The 26,470-nt window shown below is 41.4% G+C and carries 14 protein-coding genes; 8 read left to right on the forward strand and 6 right to left on the reverse strand.

Features of this window, described 5'->3' with window-relative positions:
• Positions 1-8: 8 nt before the first annotated feature.
• Positions 9-7,331, forward strand: coding sequence for a PKD domain-containing protein (locus tag SB49_RS02480; protein WP_082591062.1), 7,323 nt, complete (start codon positions 9-11; stop codon positions 7,329-7,331).
• Positions 7,332-7,350: 19 nt separating this feature from the next.
• On the opposite strand, the gene SB49_RS02485 is transcribed toward SB49_RS02480, so the two are convergent.
• A complete protein-coding gene (locus SB49_RS02485) occupies positions 7,351-8,091 on the reverse strand; it encodes a tyrosine-protein phosphatase (protein WP_062053529.1) in 741 nt (246 codons plus the stop codon).
• Positions 8,092-8,325: 234 nt separating this feature from the next.
• Between SB49_RS02485 and SB49_RS02490 the strand changes: the two genes are divergently transcribed.
• Complete coding sequence (locus SB49_RS02490) at positions 8,326-9,645, forward strand: phosphoribosylamine--glycine ligase (RefSeq protein ID WP_062053530.1); 1,320 nt, start codon at positions 8,326-8,328, stop codon at positions 9,643-9,645.
• Between the two features lie 18 nt (positions 9,646-9,663).
• Positions 9,664-10,122, forward strand: a complete 459-nt coding sequence (locus SB49_RS02495; RefSeq protein ID WP_062053531.1) for a GNAT family N-acetyltransferase — start codon at positions 9,664-9,666, stop codon at positions 10,120-10,122.
• Positions 10,123-10,174: 52 nt separating this feature from the next.
• Here the strand turns inward: SB49_RS02495 and SB49_RS02500 are convergent, their stop codons facing one another.
• Positions 10,175-10,753 carry a PhnA domain-containing protein gene (locus tag SB49_RS02500; RefSeq protein WP_062053532.1) on the reverse strand — a complete coding sequence of 193 codons (579 nt, stop codon included), beginning with the start codon at positions 10,751-10,753 and terminating at the stop codon, positions 10,175-10,177.
• A 154-nt stretch (positions 10,754-10,907) separates the two neighbouring features.
• On the opposite strand from SB49_RS02500, the gene SB49_RS02505 reads away from it, so the two are divergent.
• Positions 10,908-11,312: a hypothetical protein gene (locus SB49_RS02505; protein ID WP_062053534.1), complete on the forward strand. Its 405-nt coding sequence runs from the start codon at positions 10,908-10,910 to the stop codon at positions 11,310-11,312.
• Positions 11,313-11,415: 103 nt separating this feature from the next.
• Positions 11,416-12,711 carry a M20/M25/M40 family metallo-hydrolase gene (locus tag SB49_RS02510; protein WP_062053536.1) on the forward strand — a complete coding sequence of 432 codons (1,296 nt, stop codon included), beginning with the start codon at positions 11,416-11,418 and terminating at the stop codon, positions 12,709-12,711.
• 117 nt (positions 12,712-12,828) lie between these two features.
• Here the strand turns inward: SB49_RS02510 and SB49_RS02515 are convergent, their stop codons facing one another.
• Positions 12,829-18,804 (reverse strand): invasin domain 3-containing protein, encoded by a 5,976-nt coding sequence (locus SB49_RS02515; RefSeq protein WP_062053538.1) that lies wholly within the window; start codon positions 18,802-18,804, stop codon positions 12,829-12,831.
• A gap of 481 nt (positions 18,805-19,285) precedes the next feature.
• Between SB49_RS02515 and SB49_RS02520 the strand changes: the two genes are divergently transcribed.
• A complete protein-coding gene (locus tag SB49_RS02520) occupies positions 19,286-20,152 on the forward strand; it encodes a 3-keto-5-aminohexanoate cleavage protein (protein WP_062053540.1) in 867 nt (288 codons plus the stop codon).
• Positions 20,153-20,166: 14 nt separating this feature from the next.
• Positions 20,167-20,811, forward strand: coding sequence for a hypothetical protein (locus tag SB49_RS02525; protein WP_062053542.1), 645 nt, complete (start codon positions 20,167-20,169; stop codon positions 20,809-20,811).
• 142 nt (positions 20,812-20,953) lie between these two features.
• Here the strand turns inward: SB49_RS02525 and SB49_RS02530 are convergent, their stop codons facing one another.
• The gene (locus SB49_RS02530) at positions 20,954-23,152 is read right to left on the reverse strand and encodes a xanthine dehydrogenase family protein molybdopterin-binding subunit (RefSeq protein WP_062053544.1); all 2,199 of its coding nucleotides are present in this window, start codon (positions 23,150-23,152) and stop codon (positions 20,954-20,956) included.
• Between the two features lie 31 nt (positions 23,153-23,183).
• Positions 23,184-23,648 (reverse strand): (2Fe-2S)-binding protein, encoded by a 465-nt coding sequence (locus SB49_RS02535; RefSeq protein ID WP_062053547.1) that lies wholly within the window; start codon positions 23,646-23,648, stop codon positions 23,184-23,186.
• Positions 23,649-24,002: 354 nt separating this feature from the next.
• Here SB49_RS02535 and SB49_RS02540 point away from each other — a divergent pair, with 354 nt between their 5' ends.
• On the forward strand, positions 24,003-25,112 hold the full coding sequence (locus tag SB49_RS02540; protein WP_062053549.1) for a Fic family protein: 1,110 nt from the start codon (positions 24,003-24,005) through the stop codon (positions 25,110-25,112).
• A 357-nt stretch (positions 25,113-25,469) separates the two neighbouring features.
• Here SB49_RS02540 and SB49_RS02545 read toward each other — a convergent pair whose 3' ends face one another.
• Complete coding sequence (locus SB49_RS02545; protein WP_062053551.1) at positions 25,470-26,201, reverse strand: GLPGLI family protein; 732 nt, start codon at positions 26,199-26,201, stop codon at positions 25,470-25,472.
• Positions 26,202-26,470 lie beyond the last annotated feature (269 nt).

Below are 26,470 nucleotides of genomic sequence, written 5' to 3' on the forward strand. Positions count from 1 at the left end.
TATAAGTTATGGGAAACAACTACCTACAAAGAATCACGCTTTTCTTTTTGCCAATAATTTTCTTTTTGGGAATATTTGGTATTGCAAACACAAACGCCCAGGTAAATTTCACCCAGGGTTCCCTTGACTTCAATGGGAATGTTGGGATAGACCGTGGCACGTCCATGATGTTCGGTCCCGATGGCCGTCTCTATGTAGTGGAGTACAAGGGTTCCATAAAGGTCTTCACGATACAGCGCAACGGTCCCGGCGATTATGTGGTGCTGGATACTGAAGTCCTGACCCAGGTCCATCAGATTCAGAACCATAACGACGATGGCTCGTTATATTCTGGCACGACCAGGGAGAAGACGGGCCTCACGGTTGCCGGAACGGCCACCAATCCCGTGCTCTATGTCACTTCCAGCGATGTCCGTGTCGGTGGCGGCTCTGGTGGTGGCAATGGAGATCTTGGACTGGACACGAACTCGGGCGTCATCACCCGTTTTTCCTGGAACGGCACTTCTTGGGATGTTGTCGATCTTGTCCGCGGGCTTCCCCGCTCGGAGGAGAACCATGCCACCAATGGCCTGGAATTCGTAAGTGTGGGGGGCAGGGACTACCTGATCGTGGCCTCAGGGGGCCATACCAATGCAGGTGCCCCGTCCAAAAATTTTGCACACCTGACCGAATTTGCGCTATCTGCGGCCATTCTTTCGGTGGACCTGACCATGCTCAACGGCATGCCCGTTCTGAACGATAACGGCCGGAGTTATATATATGACCTCCCGACCCTGGACGATCCTACACGGCCCAATGTGAACGGCATAACGGATCGTGACGCTCCGGGCTACAATGGAATAGATGTGAACGACCCTTGGGGGGGCAACGATGGCCTCAACCAGGCCATGGTGGTCCCTGGCGGGCCTGTGCAGGTGTTCTCTCCCGGGTACCGTAATGCCTACGATCTGGTGGTGACCGATGGCGGGGCAGTGTATGTTACCGACAATGGCGCCAATGGTGGCTGGGGCGGTTTCCCTATGAACGAGGGAATGTCTGGCACGGTTACCAACGATTATGACCCATCGGAGCCCGGCAGTGGCTCGTCCTCGGGAGGGGAGGCCATAAACAATGAGGACCACCTTAGCCTTGTGACCACCGATATACAGAACTACAGTTTTGGAAGTTTCTATGGGGGACACCCCAACCCTGTAAGGGCCAACCCCACTGGGGCGGGCCTCTATACAACGCCCTCCCAGAGCGGTATCTCAGGAGCGGAGTTCAGGACCCTTATTTATGACCCGAGCAGTCCGGGCCCTGGGTTCACCGACGATCCGAGCAAGGCACTGCCTGCAAACTGGCCACCGGTGCAGGTGGCCAATCCGGAGGAAGGTGACTGGCGCGGCCCTGGGATTGACAATCCAGATGGCCCAGAGGACTCCCTGGTGACCATATGGGATACGAACACCAATGGCATTGACGAGTACACCGCTACCAACTTCAACGGGGCGATGAAGGGGAACCTCATTGCCGGCAAGAGCGGGGGCATATTGTGGAGGGTGGAGCTAAAGGCAGATGGGAGCCTTCAAGCGCTCACGCAACTTGCCAATATAGGCGGGGTCACCACTTTGGGGGTTACCTGTAACAGTGATTCGGATCCCTTTCCAGGCACGATATGGGCCGCCCCTTTTGACAATACCATTAAGGTGCTCGAGCCCCAGGACATTGTGGCCTGTCTGGTTCCGGGCGATCCTGGTTACGATGCCAGTGCGGATTATGACAGTGATGGTTATACCAACCAGGACGAGCAGGACAATGGGACGGATCCCTGTAACGGGGGTTCCCAGCCCAATGATTTTGACAAATCGGCCGGTGCTCCCCTGGTCTCGGACCTTAACGATATGGACGATGACGACGATGGCATATCGGATGCCATGGACCCGTTCCAACTTGGTGATCCGAACAATGGGGGCAGTGACGCCTTTGCCCTGCCGGTGGACAACGAACTGTTCAACGGGGATGGGCTGGGGGGCTATCAGGGCCTTGGCCTTACGGGGCTGATGAACAATGGGGCTTCCGGCCCCAACTGGCTTGATTGGTTGGACGATAGGGACAATGGCCCTAACCCCAACGATATTTTGGGTGGGGCCATCGGGGCGATGACCATGCAGATGACCTCCGGGACGGCCCTGGGAGGATCCAATACCCAGGAGAAGGGCTTCCAGTACGGGGTACAGGTGGACCAGAATACGGGGGTCTTTACGGTTTCCAGTGCCATAACAAATTTCAACGATCCCTTACAGTTATACGGGAATACCAGTGCCCCGAATGGGGAGCTGGGGATATTCATAGGGGACGGAACCCAGTCAAATTATATAAAGTTCGTGATCACCAAAGCGGGACTTACGGCCCAACAGGAGATAGATGATTTGTCCCAACCACCCATTACCCTAGCCATTGCTTCGGGAAACCGTCCCAATAACGGTTCTACATTTTATTTTGTGGTGGACCCTTCGAACGGGGAGGTGGTTCTGGAATATGCCTTCGATGGGGGGGCAAGGGCCCTACTGGGGACGATCACGGCCCAAGGGAACGTCCTGTCGGCCATCCAGCAAGCAGGGACGGATCTGGCCGTGGGCATGATCGGCACGTCCAATGCCCCAGATGTGGAACTGGAAGGCACATGGGATTTTTTAAGGATCCAGAACGGTCAACCGTTCATCGCACAGAAACTTCCCGATATGACTAGAAATATAGGTTCTGGGGACTATGAGTTCAACTTGAACGAATTTTTTGGGGACGACGGAGGTTTGGGTAACCTGGTCTTTACTGTTATTAACAATACTGATTCTCGGATAACGGCCTTTATAAATGGGAGTAAGCTCACTTTGGGCTTTCCCTCCATAGCGGCGGTTTCGGACATTACCGTTCGAGCAACGGACGATGATGGTCTTTTTGTGGAACAGACCTTTACCGTTAATGTTGTTGATGCCCCGGTGGTACTGTACAGGGTAAATTCCGGTGGGAGTGTAATCACAGCGATAGACGACAATATGGATTGGGGTGTCGACACCCCGGGCAATTTATCCCCTTATTTGTTGGAACCGGGCACCAATAATATATCAAGTTTTCCAATAACGAGCTATACGGCGGAGGTGGACCAGGGGACGACACCGCTGGCTATATTCCAGACCGAGCGCAGCGACAATTTAGCGGGGACGCCCAATATGGCCTATTCCTTTCCTGTTCAGGAAAGTGGAAAATATGAAATCCGGTTGTATTTTGGTAATGGTTGGTCTGGCACCTCCCAACCGGGAGAACGCATCTTTGACGTTTCAATTGAGGGTATAATATTCCCTAAATTAAACAATCTTGATCTTTCCGGTACCTATGGCCATCAGGTGGGCACTGTGATCGCCCATATCGTGAACGTGACCGATGGCTCTATAGATATTGAGTTTTTGCACGATGTGGTTCAAAACCCAATAATAAGGGGAATCGAAATATTGGATACATTTGATTCCCAAACACCGATATATTTGGATGCCATTACTGATCAACTAAGTATTGAGGGAGAGCAATTGGATGGAAGCTTGGGGATTACTGCAGTGGGAGGTGACGGCAATTTGGAGTATACGGCCTTGGGACTTCCCCCAGGGGTGTTCATTGAACCCACCAATGGGCAGATCGGAGGGACCATAGGTACGGGCGCGGCATTGGGCAGCCCATACAGTGTCACTATTACTGTGGACGATAGCGACAATGAAACCAATGATGCGGAAAGTATTGTTTTTATATGGGAAGTTCTGGACAGTGCCCCCAGTGGTGCCAGCTGGTTCGACAAGGACGAAAACGAGGGGTATACCGAGCGCCATGAGTGCTCGTTGGTACAGGCCGGAGATAGATTTTACCTTATGGGGGGCAAGGAAAGCACCCGGACCATAGATATTTATGATTACAAGACGGATTCATGGACGCCATTGGTGGATTCGGCCCCTGCGAATCTCCACCATTTCCAGGCCACCGAGTACCAGGGCCTGATCTGGGTGATAGGCGCGTTTGACGGCTTTGGGTTCCCTTCCGAGCCACCGGCCGCATCGATATGGATCTTCGATCCCTCGACACGGCTATGGATCAAGGGTCCCGATATCCCAGCCAACAGGAGACGGGGTGCGGCGGGACTGGTGGTCCACAACGATAGGTTCTATATAGTGGGGGGCAACACCATAGGCCACAACGGGGGCTATGTGAGCTGGTTCGACGAGTACGACCCGGCAACGGGTACCTGGACCCCATTGGCGGATGCGCCACATTCAAGGGACCATTTCCATGCAGCGGTTATCGGTGACAAGCTCTATGCCGCCGGGGGACGATTGTCCGGTGGGCCCGAGGGCACTTTCAAGCCCTTGGTCCCGGAAGTGGACGTTTACGACTTTACCTCCGGTACATGGGGGGCACTGCCATCGGAGCAGAACATACCCACGCCCAGGGGCGGATCGGCCACAGCTGTTTTCGATGGCAAGTTGGTGGTCATCGGGGGAGAGGTATTCGACGATATGGTTTACGGTACATTGACCAAAGATGCCCTTAAGGTAACGGAACAGTACGACCCGTCCACGGGGACATGGACCCGGTTGGCGGACATGAACCATGAGCGCCACGGGACCCAGGCAATAGTATCGGGCGATGGCATCTTCATTTTGGCAGGCTCTCATAAAGTCGGGGGGGGCACCCAGAAGAACATGGAGTACTTTGGCACGGATGCCCCACAGGGCGCTCCAAGTATTGCCAGTACTTTATCGGCACCATCCTCTCTGGAAATAGGTGTGGGGTCATCGGCCAATTTTGACATTGGTGTTGCCAACGGAAATGTAGGGGTGTTTGTGAAATCAATGCAGCTATCCGGACCAAACGCCAATGAATTCAGTATTGTTTCCGGTGGGCTTACCAATGGTTTGATAAAGCCAAACACAACCCATTCCGTCACGGTTGCCTTTACAGGAAACGTTGAAGGGCAAACTGCAACACTTACCTTAAATTATGGTACATCGTCCTCCATTTCAATTTCATTAAATAGTTCAGTCAATCCTAATACGAATACCTCTCCTACGGCCGTAGCCGGCACCATGAGTCCGACCAGTGGTGATGCCCCGTTGAGCGTGGATTTTGATGGCAGTGGCTCAAATGATCCGGAGGACGGAACGGTATTGAGCTACGACTGGGATTATGGTGACGGTGTTGGAACGTCGGCCCTTGCAGATCCGCCTCCCTATACTTATAACACAACAGGCACCTACAATGCGATCCTTACCGTTACGGACAGTGGTGGCTTGCAGGATACGGACAATGTGACCATTCAAGTAAATGATCCAAACCAGAACGGAGTAATAAGTTTTACCCTTGTAGATGCGGACCTGGATGTGGATATCCCTGAAACCTTGTCAAACAACCAACAGATCAACGTTTCTACTACCCAAGGTAAGACCCTAAGTATTCGGGCCAATACGAACCCCGCAACGGTGGGGAGTGTCCGTTTAACATTATCTGGCCCTGTGAACAACGGTCGTACCGAGAATGTGGCACCCTATGCACTGTTAGGTGACAGCAGTGGCAATTATTTAGGCGTGCCATTTCCATTGGGCAACTATACCATTACCGCAACGGCCTATAGTGGCTCCAGTCTCAGCGGTACAAACCTTGGTACATTATCGGTGATGTTCTCAATTGTGGATCAGGGAGGGGGCAATTTTCCCCCGACAGCTGTAGCTGATGCGACGAGTCCGACCAGTGGTGATGCCCCGTTGAGCGTAGATTTTGATGGCAGTGGTTCCAATGACTCCGAGGATGCGGCATCGGATTTGATCTATGCCTGGAATTTTGGCGACGGTGTAGGAGTCTCCGCCATTGCAGATCCACCTCCCTATACCTATAATACACCAGGCACCTACAATGCAATCCTTACCGTTACGGACACTGGAGGCTTACAAGATTCGGACAATATAAGCATACAAGTAAATAACTCCAATCAGAACGCCATAGTGAGCCTGACGCTGGTAGATGCGGATGTGGATATGGATATATTAAATTTAACAAACAACCAACAGATCAATGCCGCTTCTACGCAAGGCAAGGCCCTTAGTATAAGGGCAAATACTAACCCTTCAATTGTGGGAAGTGTTCGATTATCTATATCAGGACCTGTGAACAACGGCCGTACAGAGAATGTTGCACCTTATGCACTATTTGGAGATGGCGGAGGTAATTATTCAGGGGTTCCTTTCCCCTTGGGCGACTATACAGCAAGTGCTACGGCCTATAGTGGTTCCAATCTCAGCGGAACGAATCTAGGCACAATGACTGTTCCTTTCTCAATAGCGGATCAAGGAGGGGGTAATTTACCTCCGACTGCCGTAGCTGCTGCGACAAGTCCTACCAATGGTGACGCCCCGCTGATTGTAGATTTTGATGGCAGTACCTCAAATGATCCGGAGGATGAGGCTTTGAATTTGATCTATGCATGGGATTTTGGTGACGGTGTTGGAACATCGGCTGTTGCAGATCCATCTCCTTATACTTATAATACTCCAGGCAACTACAATGCGATCCTAACCGTTACTGATACTGGTGGCCTACAGGATTCGGACAATATAAACATACAGGTGAATAATCCGAGCCAGAACGGTGTATTAAGTTTTACCCTTGTAGATGCAGGTCAGGATGTGGATATGTTCAATTTAACCAACAACCAACAGATTGTAGAAACAACCTCCCAAGGAAAGACCCTAAGTATACGGGCCAATACAAATCCGGCAACAGTAGGGAGTGTCCGACTTACGCTATCTGGCCCAGTAAACAATGGCCGAACTGAGAACGTGGCACCGTATGCTCTGTTCGGTGACAGTGGCGGTAATTATTCCGGTGTTCCATTCCCATTGGGCAACTATACCATGACAGCAACGGCATATAGTGGTTCCAACCTCAGTGGCTCAAATCTTGGCAGTCTTACGCAAACATTCTCGATTGTAAGTACAGCAAAAGGAAGTACAGATGGCGCTACAACATCCTTTGATTCAGGAAACAATAGTAAAAAAATACACACACTAAGACATTACCCTAACCCATCATCAGTGAGATCTGAGATCGCGATTTCCGATCCCTTACTCATAGTAAAGGATATTTATATCCGTGATATCGGTGGTAGATTGGTTGCCCAATTTGATGCTGGTGAAATGAAAATTGGAGAAGGTGTTTATGAGTTTAATGTTACGGGTCTTGAAGACGGGATTTACTTGGTCAGCCTGATGAATGGTTCAGCCGTAATTATGAATTATAAACTAGTAGTTAGAAAGTAATTTTATACTATCAGAATGATTAATAAAAAGATTGGATGGTTCTATCAATGAGAGGTAGCATTAATTCCAATTGATTATTGGTAAGTTTAATTTCTTTTAAACTTTGCAATTGATGCATATTGTGCACGTCTGAGGCTACAAAATCTATAAGTCCTTCATCCAAAAGGTGAAGGGCTTTCTTTTGCACATCTTTCCCATAAAATTCACTTAATGACAGCAGGTTCATCTGGAATAGGATTCCCTTTTTTTTGTATTTCTTAAATTTTGAGGATTTAAGTTGAAGAAAATTATATCGTTCTGGATGGGCAAGTATGGGAAAGAAACGTTTAGACGCAATTTTTTGGATAGCCTCTTCAAAATTTATGGAAGGTTGTAAATAGGACATCTCCACCAGAAGATAATTTTTTCGTAACGGCATCATTTCAGATTTGTCCAATAAAGTTTCAAAATTGGCGTCTATCATATGTTCTGCAGCCACATCAAACGAAACATGTTTTAGGTCATTGGCATACATACCTTTTTTTAATTTTTCCAGTGAGGTATGTATGGTTTCAGTGGTGTTGGGATAATAGTTATCCATAATATGGGGCGTTGCAATGAAGTTTTGTACCCCAAATTCAGAAAATGACTTTATTAATTCTATAGATTCTTCAACTGTTTTTGCACCATCATCTATACCCGGAAGAATATGGTTGTGCATGTCCACAAAATTCTCCAAATAATCTACCAGAAATTTTTTCTTACTAAAGAATTCAAACATCAACTGAAATTTTCTTTGCAAAAATAGTGTTTCTGTTTAGATTTTGTAGGGAGATATAATAAAGATAAAAGCTCATATTTTTGAATCCATTTTTATGGTACATTTGTTTCATTATCTACAAATAATAACCTATAATAGAAGGAATGAATCTTGACATTCTAAAATAATATGGTTAAAGCGACCTGCTTTTATAGTAGAAACAACTAACTAATTTTAAGTCAATTATATTACACTTTGAAATCAAAAAAATCTCAAACACTACTTAAGGAAGATAATACAAAAAGGAAGTTCTTGGTTGTATCCCGTTGGGGAGAATCACTGGATATAGCCTATGCCATCTCGATGGAAGGCCATACGGTAAAGATGTATATTGAAGACAAGCCTTCCCGGGAAATAGGGTATGGCTTTGTACAAAAAGTCAAGGATTGGCAAAAGCATATCGAATGGGCGGATATCTTCATCTTTGATTATACGGGTTACGGAAAGGTTTGTTCTGAATTAAGGGCTGCTGGTAAATTGGTCATAGGAGGTACGGAATATACGGACAAGCTAGAATTGGACCGTAATTTTGGACAGGATGAGTTAAAGCGACATAAAATTAAGGTTTTGCCCTTCAAAGAATTTTTCAGCTTCCAGGAAGCCATAGATTATGTGAAGTCGCACCCCAATGCCTATGTCATCAAGCCCATGGGTGAGACATCGGAATATAAGCAATTGTTGTTTGTAGGAAGTGATGATGAAGGATTGGATGTGATAAGGGTATTAAAGGCTTATGAAAAATCATGGGGTGATGATTTTGGTAACTTCCAATTGCAGAAGAAAGTAAAAGGAGTGGAAGTGTCGGCATCAGCTTTTTTTAATGGTAAGGAATTTTTGGAACCCATAAATATTACATTCGAACACAAAAAATTATTTCCTAAGGAGCTCGGGGTTTCCACAGGGGAAATGGGGTCAAGCATGTTTTGGACCAAGGATTCTCCAATTTTTGAAGCTACGCTGCGGAAATTCGAAGCGACATTGGTCAAACAGAAATTCGTGGGCCATATAGATATCAACTGTATTGTGAATGGAAATGGAATATATCCCTTGGAGTTTACGTCTCGTTTCGGATATCCACAGATATTCATACAAAGAGCTGGAATAACAGAACCTATTGGTCAAATGTTCTATAAAATAGCGTCAGGCCAAAAATTTAAGATCCAAGTTAAAAAAGGGTTTCAAGTAGGGGCATTTTTGGTAGTGCCTCCATTCCCGTATGAAGACAAAAAAACCTTTGAACTGTTCTCGAAAGATTCGGTCATCGTCTTTAAGAAAGATTCCAAAGAAGGGGTGCACCCAATGCATCTTAAAAACATCAATGAGGAATGGTTGATCACCGGAAATACGGGTATCGCTCTTTTGGTTACGGGAACTGCACTTACCATGAGAGATGCCCAGAAAATGATGCAAAATAGAATCAGTAATATTATCATAAACAATGTGTATTACAGGACGGACATAGGTGATCGGTGGTTGGAAGATTCCGATAAACTATGGTCTTGGGGCCTACTGTAAGAACAATACGTTATTTCGATGAAACTTAAAGAAGTAAATCAAAGGCCTAATGATTATTTTAAAATCCTTCCACAGGATTGGCAGGAGATTATACGTACACTTTGGGAAAAAGTCAAAGAAACATCAACCATATATGCAATTGTAGAGGAAGATTCAATTATTGCAGGCGGAATTGTCTTTACAGAAAAACTACCAGAAATGACTAAGTTCGAACTTGAACGAGGTCAGCCATTTTTCGATATAGGTTTTGGGTATATCGGTTTTTTATGGGTTACCGAAAACAGAAGAAATGAACAACTTGGCTCAAAATGGCTTTCGCTTTTAAAAAAGCAAGATCTAAAACAGGGTTATTGGCTAACGATAGAGGATGAAGGCTTGAAAAAGTTCTACGAGAAAAATGGATTTAAAACCATTGCCCAGAGTGAGGACAAAGAAAATTTGGAGTGGTTATGTGTTTATGAACCAGATATCAAGTAATAAAAAAAAGGGGCTACTTAAAATAGCCCCTTTTTTCATTAAAGATTTCATATTATAATTTTTTCACGTATTTGGTGAGGATCACAATTTGCTGTCCGTCCACTTTTCCTTCTATATATTCAGCATTTTCATGGTCCAAAGAGACCCTTCTGACAGCAGTTCCCCTCTTGGCAACCATACTGGAGCCTTTTACAGGCAAATCCTTTATAAGAACCACACTATCCCCGACTTCGATAATTACTCCATTACTGTCCCTGTGGATGATTTGATCCTCAGAGGGAGCTCCTTCTCCAGTTGCTTTGGCCCATTCCAGAACTTCTTCTTCCAAATACATCATATCCAAGAGATCCTGTGGCCAACCTAAACCTCTTAATCTAGAAAGCATGCGCCATGCAACGACTTGTACGGGGGTTTGTTCACTCCACATGCTATCGTTTAGACAACGCCAATGATTGGCATCCATGGCATCCGGATTTTCAATTTGTTCCCTACAGGTCCCACAAACCAAAATACTTTCATCCAATCCTCCATTTTTCTGTGATGCAACTTCATATACACTAAGGTTTTCCGAATTTGAACAGAGTTCGCACTTAGAATCGCTTCGTTTATATAAATCTCTTTCTAAACTCATTTAAATTATTTTAGAAGGTAAAAGTACTCCAAATGATTGAAAACCATTTCATAGGAGAAAGCATAATTATTTTAATACTATTTGTTTATAAGTTCTATGGTTTCAGCTTTTTTAATGCAGATATGGATGATATTTTTAACCTTTTTAAAATTCAATGAAGCAGCTGGAAATAGGGGATAAAGTATATAATATTCACAGGGATGGTTTTAATGATTTCCAACGATACACATTTTCGGAGGTTGTAAGACTGACCAAAACATTGGCAGTTCTGGAAAATGGTGTCCGATTGACCAACCAACCCAAAACATCTTGGATCAGTGAGGATATATGCTATTCTGTATATAGGGATTATTGGACGTATTGGCATCTGACATCTGAGAAAGCAATTCAAAATGCTATAGCCGAGAATGAAAAAATAGCTGCCTATGATTGGTTTGAGTCCAAAGAATTTAGTTTGAAGGAGAAACAATTTATATATAGACAATTTCAAGAAATGGAAAAGTCAAAGCAAATAGAGGTCTGTCATGCAGAAGAAAAAAAGCATAAGAATACTCTATAAGGTAATTCATTGATGATGCCCTTGCTGTTTTGAATGCAGCCGAATAAAAGTGATACTTTTAATTGAGAGAATTACGTATCTTCTACCTTTAAATTTATGCCCTATGAAAAAACAGTTACTACCCTTAGCATTCCTATTGTTCGTTTTTAATCTTGTACTTGGCCAAGAAGAAACTGTTACAACTGTTCAACCTAAGTACCAAAAGGAAATGGATAAGCTTGTCAAAAAGAAAAGTATACAGCAAGCTTTTTTACACATTGATGAATTGGAACCCGACACCCATAAAAACTTGGTGGAATTGACCGAGATTCCTGCGCCTCCTTTTATGGAGCATAAACGTGCGGAACGGTTTAGTGAAATGTTGAAAGAAGCCGGTGCCGATAGGGTATGGATTGATGAAGTTGGAAATGTATTGGCGTTGAGAAAAGGAAAGGACAGTACTAAAACTATTGCTTTGGATGCCCATTTGGATACAGTTTTCCCTGAAGGTACAGATGTCTTGGTAAAGATGGTTGGGGATACCCTTTATGCACCAGGAGTAGGGGATGACACCCGTGGTTTGGTAATGGTCTTAACCATTTTAAAAGCTATGAACAGTGCCAATATTAAAACCACTTCAGATGTATTGTTGGTTGGAACAGTGGGAGAAGAAGGATTGGGTGATTTAAGGGGAGTAAAACACTTATTCAAAAAAAACGAACCTAAAATTGATTCTTGGATCGCTATTGATGGCGGGGAATTGGGAAGGATAAATAATCAGGCCTTAGGATCTTATCGTTATAAGATTACTTTTAAAGGACCTGGAGGACATTCGTGGGGAGCTTTTGGTTTGGCCAATCCACATCATGCTGCGGGTAGGGCAGTGGCCTATTTTGATGATGCAGCTAGATCATATACCTCCTCTGGCCCCAAAACCAGTTATAATATTGGCAGAATAGGTGGTGGTACTTCCATTAATTCCATCCCCTTTGAGTCTTGGATGGAAGTAGATATGAGGTCGGTGAGTCCAGACCGACTTATAGAAATTGAAGAAATATTGATCACCGAGACAAATCGGGCTTTGGAGGATTATAATAAAATGGTGGATAAAGGGCCAAAATTATCTGTGGATATAGAAAAAATAGGTGACCGTCCATCTGGAGAACTTTCTCCGGAATTACCTCTAATTCAAAGATCTATGGCAGCGACAAAAGCCTTTAAAACAGAACCTTTCTTAACAAGGGGATCCACGGATTCCAATATTCCAATTTCTTTGGGAATACCTGCGGTTACTTTAGGAAGAGGTGGTAAGGCAGGAGGAGCACATTCCTTGGGAGAATGGTGGGTAAATGACAAAACTGGACCTGAATCCATAAAATTGGCGCTTTTGATTTTGGTTTCAGAAGCCGGACTGGAATAGGTTTCCATATGAATCAACTATTCCCAAAACACCCTATTCCAATAAAATTGGTATAGGGTGTTTTGTTTATTGATTACTCAGTCTTATAAAATGGCGTCGATAATTCTTTAAAACTCTTTATCGTTTAATGATCTTAAAGTTCTGCCTTATGGTACTTCCCTGTACATTTAGAATGTATGTACCCTGTGCCAATAAACTTAAATCTACGGGAATATACCGTGATGATCCAATAGCCTGTTTTTGCTTAAATAAGGTACTTCCATCGGGACTTAATACAAAAACTGTGACCTCTTGGTCCAATCCTGGGATATAAAGGTTGGTAAGACCCTGGGTAGGGTTTGGATAGCCCGATACCCTTTCAGGAACAAAAATCTCTTTGAAGTATTTACCCTGACAGTCCCATTCTGTAAATACCTGTACTTTATTTAACCCTGTTGGCAGTGTGGTATTGAATTCATTGGAGTAGACCTCATGGATTTCTCCATTGATCATAACAAGGTATTTATCCGATCCAGACATCCGAATGATCAATTCCCTACTATCTTTGTCTATGGTGGTCTCAGCACTAATTTCCCTTCGCTCTTCTATATTTACTTCATAGCATTGCTGAAAATCCCCTACATCCAATACTGTAAAACAAATTTCGTAGAGGCCAGTAGATAATCCTTCTATCATCATCGTACGGGATAATTTAGGATCCATTGTAATTGGATTTTTCCCATTTATAGAGACCAAATAGGTGTGTGAGATATCCTCAACCCCAATGGAAAGCGAGCCTTCGTTCAGCAAAGTACAGGTGGGGGCCATCACATTAACGTTAAAGTTAGTGGGAGGAAGGGTAAACTTTTTACAGCCATCGGCATCAATTAAGCTTCCCAGTGGAGAATTGGAGCATTGGTCCAATTCATTTGGGACACCATCTCCATCCAGGTCACCATCACAGAGATCACCTATGCCATCATTGTCAAAGTCAGCTTGATCAGGATTAAAGACCGAGATGCAATTATCTGTTTCATCAGGGATACCATCTCCATCACTATCAAATGCCAATAGCAAAATGGAAATAGTTGAATTTGCTTGTTGTCCATTGACAGAAAATCCAACTATGGCAGTGCCGGCGTTTTGATCACTGGTAAGTATGGCAGAATAGCTACCATTTCCGTTGTCTGTAATGTTGGATATAATTCCTAGCGTTGTATTGATCTGTATAGTATCACCACCATTTTCCAAAGGATTTCCATTAAGATCCAAAAGCTGTACAGTAATTATTGCACTACTTGTTCCATCTGCCATAAGTTGCGAAACATTAGAGGTGATGGTAGAGTAATTAGTATCAGCGTTTCCGGGATACATGGTAATGTTCAAAGTCTGCATTCCAATTTCACCATTGATCATAAAACTAACTGTAGCGGTACCAATATTGGTTTCACTGGTCAATAGCGCGGTATAGGTTCCGTTTCCATTATCGGTGACATTGCTTAAAACGCCTAAAGTTGATGTAATTTCTATATTATCTCCTCCCGCGTCCAAAGCATTTCCGTAGGCGTCCAAGAGTTGTACCGTGATGTTTGCAAAACTGTTGCCATCAGCTACTAATTCATAAAAATCAGAGCTAATATTGGAACTGCTCGAATTGGCAAGTCCCGGGATGAAATCTATGAAAATGTAGTTAGCAGAGGAATTGCCGTTAATGCTGAATCCAACGGTTGCAGTTCCCGTTAAGGTACCACTAGTCAATATAGCGGTATAGGTACCATCCCCATTATCGGTAACATTGCCAAGGCTGCCCAAGGTTGATGTTAATCTAATGGTTTCTCCTCCTGTATTTAGGAGGTTTCCATTACTGTCCTTCAATTGTATGATTATGATTGCCGTACTGTTGCCACTGGCAACTAGTACAGAAACGTTAGAGCTTATTAAGGAATACATAGTATTTGGACTCCCTGTGGTCATTTGAATTGTCACTGTCTGTTGGGCAACATTCCCATTGATGCTAAATCCAACGGTGGCAGTTCCCGTTAAGGTGCCACTAGTCAATATAGCGGTATAGGTACCATCCCCATTATCGGTAACATTGCCAAGGCTGCCCAAGGATGATGTTAATCCAATGGTTTCTCCTCCTGTATTTAGGAGGTTTCCATTACTGTCCTTCAATTGTAAGGTTATAATTGCCGTACTACTCCCATTAGCAACTAGTACGGAAACGTTAGAGCTTATTAAGGAATACATAGTATTTGGACTCCCTGCGGTCATTTGAATTGTCACTGTCTGTTGGGCAACATCCCCATTGATGCTAAACCCCACCGTTGAAGAACCTGTACTGGTACTGGCCGTTAATATTGCGGTATACGTTCCGTCTCCATTATCAGTAACATTCTGAAGTGTACCCAAGGATGAGGTCAACTCAATGGTTTCACCCCCAGTATTTATGTAGTTCTCATTACTGTCTTTTAATTGAATAGTAATAGTGGCTATACTGCTGCCATCGGCAATTAGTTCCGTGACATCTGATGATATTGACGAATGTATAATGTCACTCACCCCAGGTATTAAATTAATGGTTGCTGTCTGTGCCCCAGTAACCCCATTAATGCTATATCCAACTGTAGCGATTCCTGCAACGGTGCTAGAAGTGAATACTGCCGTATAGGTACCATCCCCATTATCCAAGACATTACCAAGGGTGCCTAAGGAAGTGATCAATTCAATTGTTTCACCTCCTGTGTTAAGAAGGTTACCATTACTGTCCATTAATTGTATGGTGATGTTCGCAATACTGCTCCCATCTGCAATCAATTCACTTATATTAGAAGCAATAGTGGACAGTTCAGTATCAGCTGTCCCAGGAATAAAATCTACCTGAGTTGTTTGCTGTGCAGTTTCACCGTTGAGGCTAAATCCTAAAGTGGCAGTTCCTGTCTCGATAGCTGCTGTTAGTATGGCGGTATAGGTTCCGTCACCATTATCAGAGATATTTCCCAGTGTACCTAAAGATGTGGTAATGCTAATGTTCTGACCTCCCGTATTTATAAGGTTGCCATTGATGTCCTTTAATTGTACTGTAATATTAGTTGTGCTGCTCCCATTGGCTATTAGTTCGTTTAGATCCGCAAATATTAAAGAGGTTGTTGTATCTGCTGCCCCAGGAATGAATGCTACTTGTGTTGATTGCTCGGCAGTATCCCCGTTTATACTAAATCCAAGCACTGCGGTTCCCTGTGTTGAAGTGCTGGTAAGTAGTACAGAATAAGTTCCGTCCCCATTGTCCGTAACACTGCTTAAAGTTCCCAAAGAGGTAGTGATGACCACAGTTTCACCTCCCGTTGGGATAGGGATGTTATTTACATCCCTTAATTGGACAGTAATTGTAGCCGTGCTATTTCCGTTTGCGGTAATTTCAGAAATATTTGAAGTTATGGTCGAAGTGGTAAAGTCAATATTGCCAGGCACAAATTGAACAGAAGTTTTGGCAACGGCTAAGTTTCCATTAATACTAAAACCAAGTATGGCATTTCCAATTGCTGTTTCGCTGGTAAGCGTTGCACTATATGTGCCATCCCCATTATCGTTTACATTACCAACAGTTCCTAATGTCGAAGTAATTTCTACATTTTCACCACCACTTGATATGGTGTTTCCTTGAATATCAATAATTTGAACTATAATATTGGATGTGCTAATACCATCGGCCTCTATGGATTCGTTAGATGCCGTAATGGACGAGTTTAAGGTCAAAAGGCTTTGTAATGCTCCAACTAATGGGAAATTTTCCCTAGAGGTTCCATAAAAGTCGAGATTAGTATTGGGTATAGATACCCCAATGGTCCCAGTAGATGGAAAATAATCAGCTGGTTCATTTCCGTCTTCAACTTGAAGCGAAGGGTCACTAAATGTACTGTTCGCATCTTGAAAGGTTGCATTTTGCCAATCACTTAAAGTTGCTTTATCTGATGAATTAAAACTTCCTAAAACCCCATCCGTTCCGGAAGTGAAGTATTGGTTATTATCTATTGTAAGGGCAGAATTATTTCTAAGTCTAATAGCGTAATGCTTCCCTGTTCCTCCATTGTTGGATCTGTAATTTGCGAGAATATTATTTTGAATTTTGGAATTGTAATTGTTGGATTCCCTATAAAAAGCAGCAGAATTTTGTACTCCGGAATTACCGGTTCCTGTTACAACAAATGTATTGTGAATGTAGTCACTGCTGGCGCCATAGGTTTGGTCATAAGCGCTATATATCCTTACATTTGCTATGTCCTGATCATTTTTATCCTTACCTAGACTTACTATATTGTTTTTTATTGTGTTCAAGGGAGATGAAAAAGAACTCATGTAGATACCAGCTACCAAACCGGTTTCAAGGGAGGTGCTCAAGCCATAGATAAAACTATTCTCCACAATAGAATTTTTTTCTCCCAACGCCAATCCATAGCAATTCTTGGCAGAGGTTAAATTATATATAGTATTACCAGAATACACGCTACCAGACGGGGTGTAAACTGATTTAATTCCTGTTAAATCTGCCTGGGATTCCAAATTACGCACTGTATTATTGGTGATGGTATAAACGTTGGAAGGATTGTATTTAAAGAGTTCTATGCCATAGGAAGCATGTACTGTGGAGGCAGAACTAATATGTTGGATGGTGTTCTTGTCTAATACTACTTTTTCATAACCCCCATAGGCCACATAAATTCCATCATACGAAAATTGATTTGCGGTAGGTGAGTCTCCAATGCGGATGGGAGCGTTTGGAAAGCCAATGGTATTATCAACAAATTTAACACTTGCTCCACTAAGGGCCTGTGTCACCATTCCGTTAAAATATACTAGTGAACTTGTGGTTGTGGGTATTTGGATACCCCCAATGGAATTATTATTAGCAGTAAGGTCATATAAATAATTCAGGGAACTGCTGGGATTTCCTACGTTTATAGCTCTAAATCTAATCTGTCCCGTTGTAGTTAATTGTAGGGAATTGGGATCAGATTCTGATCCTACAAGATTGTTGCTAATAAAGGCCTTTCTTAAAATAGAGGATGAAGAACCATAAGTTCCTTCATAAAAAATAGGATAAAAACCAAGATATCTGGAACCGCCATCAATATTAAAGCCCGATATTGAATTGTTTTCTATTAGTGAGGTTGCAGTACCATCGGAGGTTAGAAATATGGGATATATGTCAATATTTGAATTTGTCGTCCCCAAAATGATGTTGGTAAATCCTGTACCATTGGCTGATGAGTACCCAATTCTATTGTTTTTCACCAAATGGCCAGAACCATTCCGGATATAAACGCCATAGTACCTGTTAAAACTGGAATTATTGAAAGTGATGGTACCAGTTTGATAGATTCGGTTGTTCTCAATGGTCCAATGGGTAACTCGATCTGCAGAAATAGCGGCAGCAACTGTTGAATTTGTATTCCCATAATCAAACAGATTATTATCTGAGATCGTATTATAGTTACTGTCTCCTTTGTAATAATAACCTGCGTAAATAAGGTTTGAGGGACGGTTACTATTGTAAGGTCCCACGGTATTGGATACTATCGTATTGTTATTGGCCCATTGCAAATGAATAACTCCTCCATAGCCATTAAGATTGGAACCCAGAATGGTGCAATTTTTTACAGTGTTGTTATCGGTAGTAGTAGTGTTGCCAGATAGTTTTATAGTAGGAGCATTAGTATTTTCATTTTGAAAGGTAAGGGCATTACCTAAAGTATTGAGGCCATCTATGGTAACATTATCTGCCCCGTTCAAATAGACAAGTCCATTCGATCCGATATTGCCACTAACGACTCGTTCCATTCCTCCAGAAGGGGAGATGGTGATTTTTGCATAATTGGCACTACCAAACCCACTTTCGTTCAATACAGCAGTCGTAGTTTCGATAATGTCTCCAGTTATTGAAATGATAATATCTTCTTGATGTGTTCCATCGTTAATTTTATCGAAGGCAGATTTTAAATTGGTGTAACTGCTATTAGGTGTTCCTGCGGTAGCGCTTACTGTAACTTGTGCCCGTACAGTTAATACATTGAATACAACAAGGAGCAGTAGGAAAAGTAATCCTTTTAATTGCATGGTCGGTTAGGTTTTAGTTTGGGTACACCTATTAAATTTTGCGCTTGCTCAATAAAAAATTCGGTTGGTTTTGAATTTTAGATAACCAAAATCTTTAATCATCGATAAAGTGTGCTATTTAATCGTTTAAGTGTAAATTTCATAACGTAAGAGAAAAAGTTTTAGTATTAAAATTCGATGAATGGTCATCTCACCTGAATGAAAATGGTTTGAATTTGGGAATGGAAGGGGATTTTTCAATGAAATATCCATTTGTATTGTTTCAAAAGCTTTTTAAGCTGTTTGAGTGAATTATAGGATATCTGGTTCCAAAACTCAAAAAAATAAATAGTTATGGAATGGGTACTATCTCATAAGGAGCTTGATTTGCCTATCGTTACACCTCTCATCGTAATATAGCTGCAAGGCATCGAATAAAATTACGAATCAATTGAAAATGAGAATAATGCATTATTTTAATAGATTATTTAAACACCTAATAATGCACGAGAAAGTAGTAATAAACTTCACGCCTACGGGTATGATTCCTAACAAAAAAATGACTCCGCATGTTCCTGTAAGTGTATCAGAGATTATTGAAGATGTACATCAGGCCACGGAACTGGGTATTACTTTGGTTCATTTGCACGCTAGGGACGCCAAAACTGGGGAGCCAACTCATAAAAAGGAGGTTTATGGAGAAATAATTGAAGGTATCCGCAAATATGCCCCTGAGTTGGTGGTATGTGTTTCTTTGAGTGGTAGGAACGTTAGTGAATTGGAGTTGAGGGCAGATCCATTGAATTTGGAAGGCAATCTTAAACCAGATTTAGGCAGTCTGACCCTAAGTTCTTTGAATTTTGCTAATTCAGCAAGCCGAAATTCACCTAAAATGGTTCAAGATTTGGCTGCTCGTATGAAGGAGAAAGGTATTGTTCCGGAATTGGAGGCATTCGATAATGGCATGGTCAATTATTCAAAATATTTGATCAAGAAAAAATTGATTGGGCCACCATATTATTTCAACCTCCTACTAGGTAATATAGCAGGGTCTCAAGCCAATTTATTGCATACCGGCATGATGATCAATGATTTGCCGGAAGAATCTGTCTGGAGTCTTGCAGGATTGGGGGTAGATCAGTTAAAAATGAATTCACTAGCAATTGCCATTGGGGGAGGTGTCAGGGTTGGTCTAGAGGATAATATTTGGTTCGATACAAAGAAAATCCAATTGGCTTCTAATATAGGCTTACTGAAAAGAATACATACCCTTGCGAAGGCAAATGGTAGAGAAATAATGACACCCGAAGAATTTCGAAAAATAATGAATCTGGAACCGGGAAATGGGAAATACGGGCGTCAATTTTAATAGCATATTTAATTATGGATATTGTAGAAAGCAAGAAAATATCAACCTCCAGAAGATTTTGGAATGTAATTAAAAATGGACTGTTTTTTCATGGGTTAAGAAATCGTCTGGAACGAATTGGAATTAATATTATGCCCTACTATTGGGTGGAAGAAGAAGTTCTTAAATGTGAGGAACCACAGATAAAGGGGAATGTGGCAGATTATAAACTTAGAAATTTGAACCTTGAGGAATTGGCGCTGATCTGTAAGGATATTGATAATTTTATTCTGGATGACCTATATGAAGATTTTAAAAATTGTGATATATGTATCGGCTTGGAAAATAATAAAGAAATAGCTGCCTATATGTTTATTGGGCTGAACGATTTTAACTTTAAGCATAGAAAATTACAGATTTTGGAAAACGAGGCGTATCTCTTTAATATGTGGACCTTCCATTCCTTTAGGGGACGAAATTTAGCACCTTACTTGAGATATAAAAGTTACGAGTTGTTAAACGAAATGGGTAGGGACACGAAATATAGTATTACAGAATATTTTAATAAATCCTCTATTAAGTTTAAAAATAAACTGAACTCCAAACACCTTCAACTATATTTATATATAGAATTATTTGGGACGGTTAAGAAACATTTTTTGATCAAATCCTATTCCTAATCCAAAGATATCTTAAGGTGCTGCTTTTTGCAATCCATAAAATAAAGCCGAATTGTGTGTGCAATTCGGCTCCAAGATTGTTATTAAAGGTCTTGTAACTAAATATAAACTGAAGGATTTATTCAAAGACGCTATATTCTTCTTAACCCACAACCTGTTTTTCTGTCATAAATGGCTGATGGTAATGACGCTGACCAGTGACCTTGTAAAGGGCATTTGCCAGTGCTCCAATTGCTGGCGGAAGGCCAGGTTCTCCTAATCCAGTTGGGTCTATTTGATTTTCAACAAAGAATACCTCAATTTCCTTGGGGGCTTGGGAATGACGAATCAGTTGATACTTGTCAAAATTCATTTGATTTGGCGCCCCATTTTCAAAGGTCAGCTGGCTGTACATAGAATGTCCAATACCATCTATTACACCACCTTGGATCATGTTTTTTGCAGCGTCCCTGTTAACAACAATGCCGCAATCAACGGCACACCAAACCTTTTGAACCGTCGGTTGCCCGTCATTTATTACCATATCAAAAACTTCTGCAACATAGGTAGAATGACAGAAATAAGCCGCTACGCCCCTATAAATTTCAGGTTTGGTTTTTCCCCAATTGGCTTTCTCTTTCACCAGCTTTAATACTCCGGCATAGCGTTCTGCATCATATTCATATTCTTCGCCAACCGGGTCTTTAATTGCCCGTTCAAATAATTCTAAACGGAAATCTATAGGATCTTTGCCTGCAGCTTCGGCTACTTCATCAAGAAAGGATTGCTCGGCACCTGCTGTAAAATTAGATCTAGGTGCGCGCCATGCCCCCGTGGTGACATTCGTTTCAGCATTAATTTTTTCAGCCGAATAATTCTCAACGGCACCTGCAGGAAAACGATTCGGAAATACTGGACCATCAGGTAATCCGGCACCTTTGACCGTAAAAGCGATCAAATTATTATTTTCATCAAGACCTGCTTTGTATACAGATCTATAGGTAGGGCGATAGGTACCCTGGGTCATATCATCTTCTCTGGAATATATTAACTTCACCGGACCTCCTATTTTTTTGGAAATAGCGGCCGCTTCAACACCAAAGTGTACATAAAGCCTTCTACCAAATCCTCCTCCAATACGTGTCATGTTTACGGTGATATTCTCAAGGGGCAGGTTTAATAATTTGGCAACCGAGCCTTCTAAAGCTTCGGGAGTTTGTGTTGGACCAATAAGTTCTGCAGCATCTTCAGTAACATTGGCGAAAAAGTTCATGGGTTCCAAGGTGTTATGTGCTATGAAAGGCGCACTGTAGGTCCTTTCTATGACTTTGGCTGCCTTTTTAAAAGCTGCCTCAGGGTTGCCATCTTTTCTGCTTTCCACTACCTCTCCCGAAACAAGCGCTTTCTCCAATCGTTTCAAATGGGTGTCGGAACTTTCTAATTCGCCACTGGTTTCCCAATTTGCTTTTAATGCTTTTTTGGCTTGCATCAACTGCCAGGTAGATTTTCCCACAATGGCAATCAATTGCTTGAAACCTTTTTCGTCGAATCCACCTGGTTCCGCAATGGTCGTATCTATGATAAAAGCATCAGTCACCCCGGGCATACTTTTTATCTCTGCCTCATTAAAATCTTTAACTGTCATACCAAATGAGGGTGGGTGTTGTATCATGGCGAGTTGCATGCCCTCTCGATGGAAATCTAAACCAAAAAGGGGCTCGCCGGTTACAATTTTATTCCCGTCCACATTCTTGACACTTGTCCCTATCAGCTTAAAATCATTTACTGCCTTAAGTTCAACTTCTTCTGGAATTTCGATGCCCACGGCTTTTGAGGCTATTTCCCCGTATGAGATGGAACGCTCTCCATTGGCTTCTTTTATCATTCCTTCACTGGCAGTTAAATCTGAGGCTTGTAAGCCCCATTCCTTGGCCGCCGCTTCCATCAACATTCTTCTCCCTGTGGCTCCAGCCATCCGCAGTGCATTCCAGCTCAATCGGATGGAAAGACTTCCACCTGCGAATTGATTTTGATACCATCCTGTATTAAGGGGTGCTTGTTCAACTACTACATTTTCCCAAGGGACATCCAGTTCTTCGGCTACAATCATAGGCATCGAAGTCCTAATGTTTTGGCCTATCTCCGGATTTGGAGAATATATGGTGACCATTCCGGTTTCACCTATTTTGATATAACCATTTATTTCAAACCATTCTTTTGGAACAGCCACACCTTCTGCAATTTCAGGAGCGTTGGGCTTGCATCCGTTGAGCCAGCTAAATCCTATGAGCATGCCGCCACCGGCAGCAGCGGAAACCTTAATAAATGAACGACGATTATATTGTGTTTTTATGTGAGTCATGATTTTTTCTTTTTAGGAGTACCTGGTATATTTAAGCGTTTTCAGAACTAGCGGCAGTTTTGATTGCCTTTTTGATACGTAAGTACGTACCACAGCGACAAATATTGCCGTTCATAGCAACCTCAATTTCTTTCTCGGTAGGATTCGGATTCTTTTTAAGAAATGCACTGGCGTTCATGATCTGGCCTGCTTGACAATAGCCACATTGATATACATCTTCTTCCACCCATGCTTTTTGTACGGGATGGTCTCCGTTTTCGGAGAGTCCTTCTATGGTAGTAATTTGCTGTTCTCCTACTGCTGACACTGGCAATTGGCAGGATCGTACGGCTGTATCACCGAGGTGTATGGTGCAGGCACCACATTGTGCAATGCCACAACCGTATTTGGTGCCGACTAAATTAAAATGGTCTCTTAGTACCCAGAGCATTGGAGTGGTAGGATCTATATCTATTTGCTCTGTTTTTCCGTTGATTTTTAGATTAAAATTGGCCATAGTGAAAATATAAGTGAATGAATGTGATGAATTTACAAAATTATCAGCTTTATAATATGACTTAAATCAATTATTTTCTGATACGGGATTAAGGGTTATTAATTATACTGGCACTAAGGCGAAGTGAGTTAATAAAAAAGGTGATTGGAACTTTACGTAGGTAAGCATTGATCCAAAAGGTATTTATTGTGATTAAAATTGTGATTAAATGTTATTTAATCAATTCTTTAACCTCGAATCAACACATAATTTTCCATTTAAATGCAATAGATTAGGCTCCTTTGAGCCGATTAAAGCATGTAATCGGCTCATTATTTTATTATATTTGAGTCAATAATAGCATACAATTGGCTCATGGAATATAACTGGCAACATAAAAACTGGCCTAAATTTACATACGATGCTTCAAAAATAGATAACATCGTTATTGAATTTGCTTTAGAAACAGGACAAGTAAAGGGTATGATTGATGGCCTGACTAAGGAATTTCAACAGGAAACTATTCTTCAATTTATGATTAGTGAGGCAATAAAGACTTCAGAAATTGAAGGGGAGTATCATAGTCGTCAAGATGTCATGTCTTCAATACAAAAACGTTTGGGAATTCATTACATGCCAACAAATATTAGAGATATTAAGGCAAAAGGTATTGCCGAGCTTATGGTAGAAGTTCGTGAAGATCATGCTACGGCACTATCAGAAAACTTAATTAAAGGCTGGCACCAGATACTATTTTCCAATGCTCAACATATAAAAGGCGGATACTATAGAACTGGAACCGAACCGATGGTTATTATTTCAGGAAGTATAGGCAAAGAAATTATTCATTACGAAGCTCCCCCTTCAGAGACACTTCCGGGAGAAATGAACCAGTTTGTAAATTGGTACAATTCTTTCAAAATGAATTTCAATACTATCAAAGAGAGTTTAATTAAAACAGCAATAGCACATTTGTATTTTGAGTCATTACATCCATTTGAAGATGGTAACGGACGTATAGGTCGGGCAATTGCTGAAAAATGCCTTTCAGAATCATTAGGGCGTCCCTTGATCCTGAGTATATCTACTTCAATAGAAAAGGATAAAACTGCTTATTACAATGCTCTTAAAAAGGCTCAACGCACCTTGGAAATTACGGAGTGGATCTATTATTTCTCTCAAATTATATTGAATGCTCAAAAACATGCGAAGACCATTATAAGGTTCACTTTGGAAAAGGCTAAATTTTTAGATAGGTTTAAGCCACAATCAAATGAACGGCAAATAAAAGTAATTACAAAAATGCTGGAGTATGGTATTGAAGGATTCAAGGGAGGAATGACAGCAAAAAAATATGTATCAATAACTAAAACATCCAAGGCTACAGCTACACGCGATTTACAGGATATGGTTGAAAAACAATGTTTAATTTTAAAAGGCGCTGGAAGAGGAGTACATTATAAGTTAAATTTAGAAATATCATAAAAAGTTAAAACCACATCAGGGGAATAATTGTTATTGGGAGGGTTTAAGTATGTTTACTTTCCGGTACAGGATTAAGAACATGCTGTTCTAACCTGTTTCATGGCGTCATAAGGTAAAATAGGTCCTGGGAAGACCAAGAAACTTAACAGGATCTAATTTTCTTAAATTGACAACAAGATGAAAAATTTTATTTATTTAATAAATAGAAGTCTCACTTAAGGATAGTTTTAATTATTTTCATCCTTCTTATTCATATATCTCCAGACTCTTTATAAGGTTGAAAATCTTTTTGGTAACCTATTTTATTGTTATTCGGGATATTCTTAAAATAAGAAGACAAGGTTTAAATTTTAAAGTCTAAAACCTATTTGCATTTAATTTGTTAATGTACTCCATATATTCTGTCTCTGACATAAAATTTACGCCAACAGGCTTGACTATTTTTATTTCTTCCCTTGGATTTAATTCAATATTAGACACCGTATAGGTGATTTTTCCCTTTTCTTGATCTGTAATTAGTTCCATGGTTAAACCTGGTAATCCGTCAAAGGATTGAATCCCGAAAGAAATAGGTATCTCTGGTGCAAACCATGCTATTACGGGTTTTAAATAATTATTTGTAATTATTTGATCCGCTTGTACAGTTGTTGTTGCCTTATAACAAATATAATCCCCGATTTTTTTTGTTTCCTTGGTTATATTCCATTTATGGTTTTCTACGTTTACCAGCACATCCTTAGTCCAGAAGCTTTGATAATAATTTTCCTTGGTTTCTAAATTATTATAATAAATCCTATTATGTTCTGCTACCACACCAGTTTTATTATATTTAAATCCTAATTTTCGTTTAGTTTCTAAATCATACTCAGCTTGGTATAATGCTGAATTATCTTTAAAAAACAAGTGAAATATTATAGGTGAAGAAGAAGGCTTATTAGGGATTATAGCTTTAGGGAATCCTGTAAGTTCACTATCCTCCACAAAACCATGATCTTCCAAAGTTGCTTTGTAGGTAATTTTTCCTTCAGAAATCTGTGCTTGGGTTAAATTACCTAAAAAAAGTAATAATATGATCAATAGATATTTCATTATTATTGTTTTAAATAGTTGATATTTTTAGTGTTAAATAGGTTTTTTATCACTTTGTTTAAGCACAACCCAGGCAAAACACGCACTCGAAATAGACACTATATTTATCTGAGTATTTTCTGTCACAAGCATATTCAAGGGGACCAAAATCAAATCCATTAGGATAGTCACCTCCAATAATATTTTTCATTTGATTTCTTTGTAGAATTTCATTCATTCCAAATCTACATTAGATAACTTCTTCATTTTGTTATAATTAAAATTAAGTT

It is taken from the genome of Sediminicola sp. YIK13 (assembly GCF_001430825.1).
Classification (GTDB): domain Bacteria; phylum Bacteroidota; class Bacteroidia; order Flavobacteriales; family Flavobacteriaceae; genus Sediminicola.

What these genes read in the sequence shown, in the direction of transcription:
- SB49_RS02530 (WP_062053544.1), bottom strand. Translation starts at nt 23,152, where the DNA reads ATGACTCACATAAAAACACAATATAATCGTCGTTCATTTATTAAGGTT.
- SB49_RS02480 (WP_082591062.1), top strand. Translation starts at nt 9, where the DNA reads ATGGGAAACAACTACCTACAAAGAATCACGCTTTTCTTTTTGCCAATA.
- SB49_RS02520 (WP_062053540.1), top strand. Translation starts at nt 19,286, where the DNA reads ATGCACGAGAAAGTAGTAATAAACTTCACGCCTACGGGTATGATTCCT.
- SB49_RS02515 (WP_062053538.1), bottom strand. Translation starts at nt 18,804, where the DNA reads ATGCAATTAAAAGGATTACTTTTCCTACTGCTCCTTGTTGTATTCAAT.
- SB49_RS02525 (WP_062053542.1), top strand. Translation starts at nt 20,167, where the DNA reads ATGGATATTGTAGAAAGCAAGAAAATATCAACCTCCAGAAGATTTTGG.
- SB49_RS02545 (WP_062053551.1), bottom strand. Translation starts at nt 26,201, where the DNA reads ATGAAATATCTATTGATCATATTATTACTTTTTTTAGGTAATTTAACC.
- SB49_RS02500 (WP_062053532.1), bottom strand. Translation starts at nt 10,753, where the DNA reads ATGAGTTTAGAAAGAGATTTATATAAACGAAGCGATTCTAAGTGCGAA.
- SB49_RS02505 (WP_062053534.1), top strand. Translation starts at nt 10,908, where the DNA reads ATGAAGCAGCTGGAAATAGGGGATAAAGTATATAATATTCACAGGGAT.
- SB49_RS02540 (WP_062053549.1), top strand. Translation starts at nt 24,003, where the DNA reads ATGGAATATAACTGGCAACATAAAAACTGGCCTAAATTTACATACGAT.
- SB49_RS02535 (WP_062053547.1), bottom strand. Translation starts at nt 23,648, where the DNA reads ATGGCCAATTTTAATCTAAAAATCAACGGAAAAACAGAGCAAATAGAT.
- SB49_RS02485 (WP_062053529.1), bottom strand. Translation starts at nt 8,091, where the DNA reads ATGTTTGAATTCTTTAGTAAGAAAAAATTTCTGGTAGATTATTTGGAG.
- SB49_RS02510 (WP_062053536.1), top strand. Translation starts at nt 11,416, where the DNA reads ATGAAAAAACAGTTACTACCCTTAGCATTCCTATTGTTCGTTTTTAAT.
- SB49_RS02495 (WP_062053531.1), top strand. Translation starts at nt 9,664, where the DNA reads ATGAAACTTAAAGAAGTAAATCAAAGGCCTAATGATTATTTTAAAATC.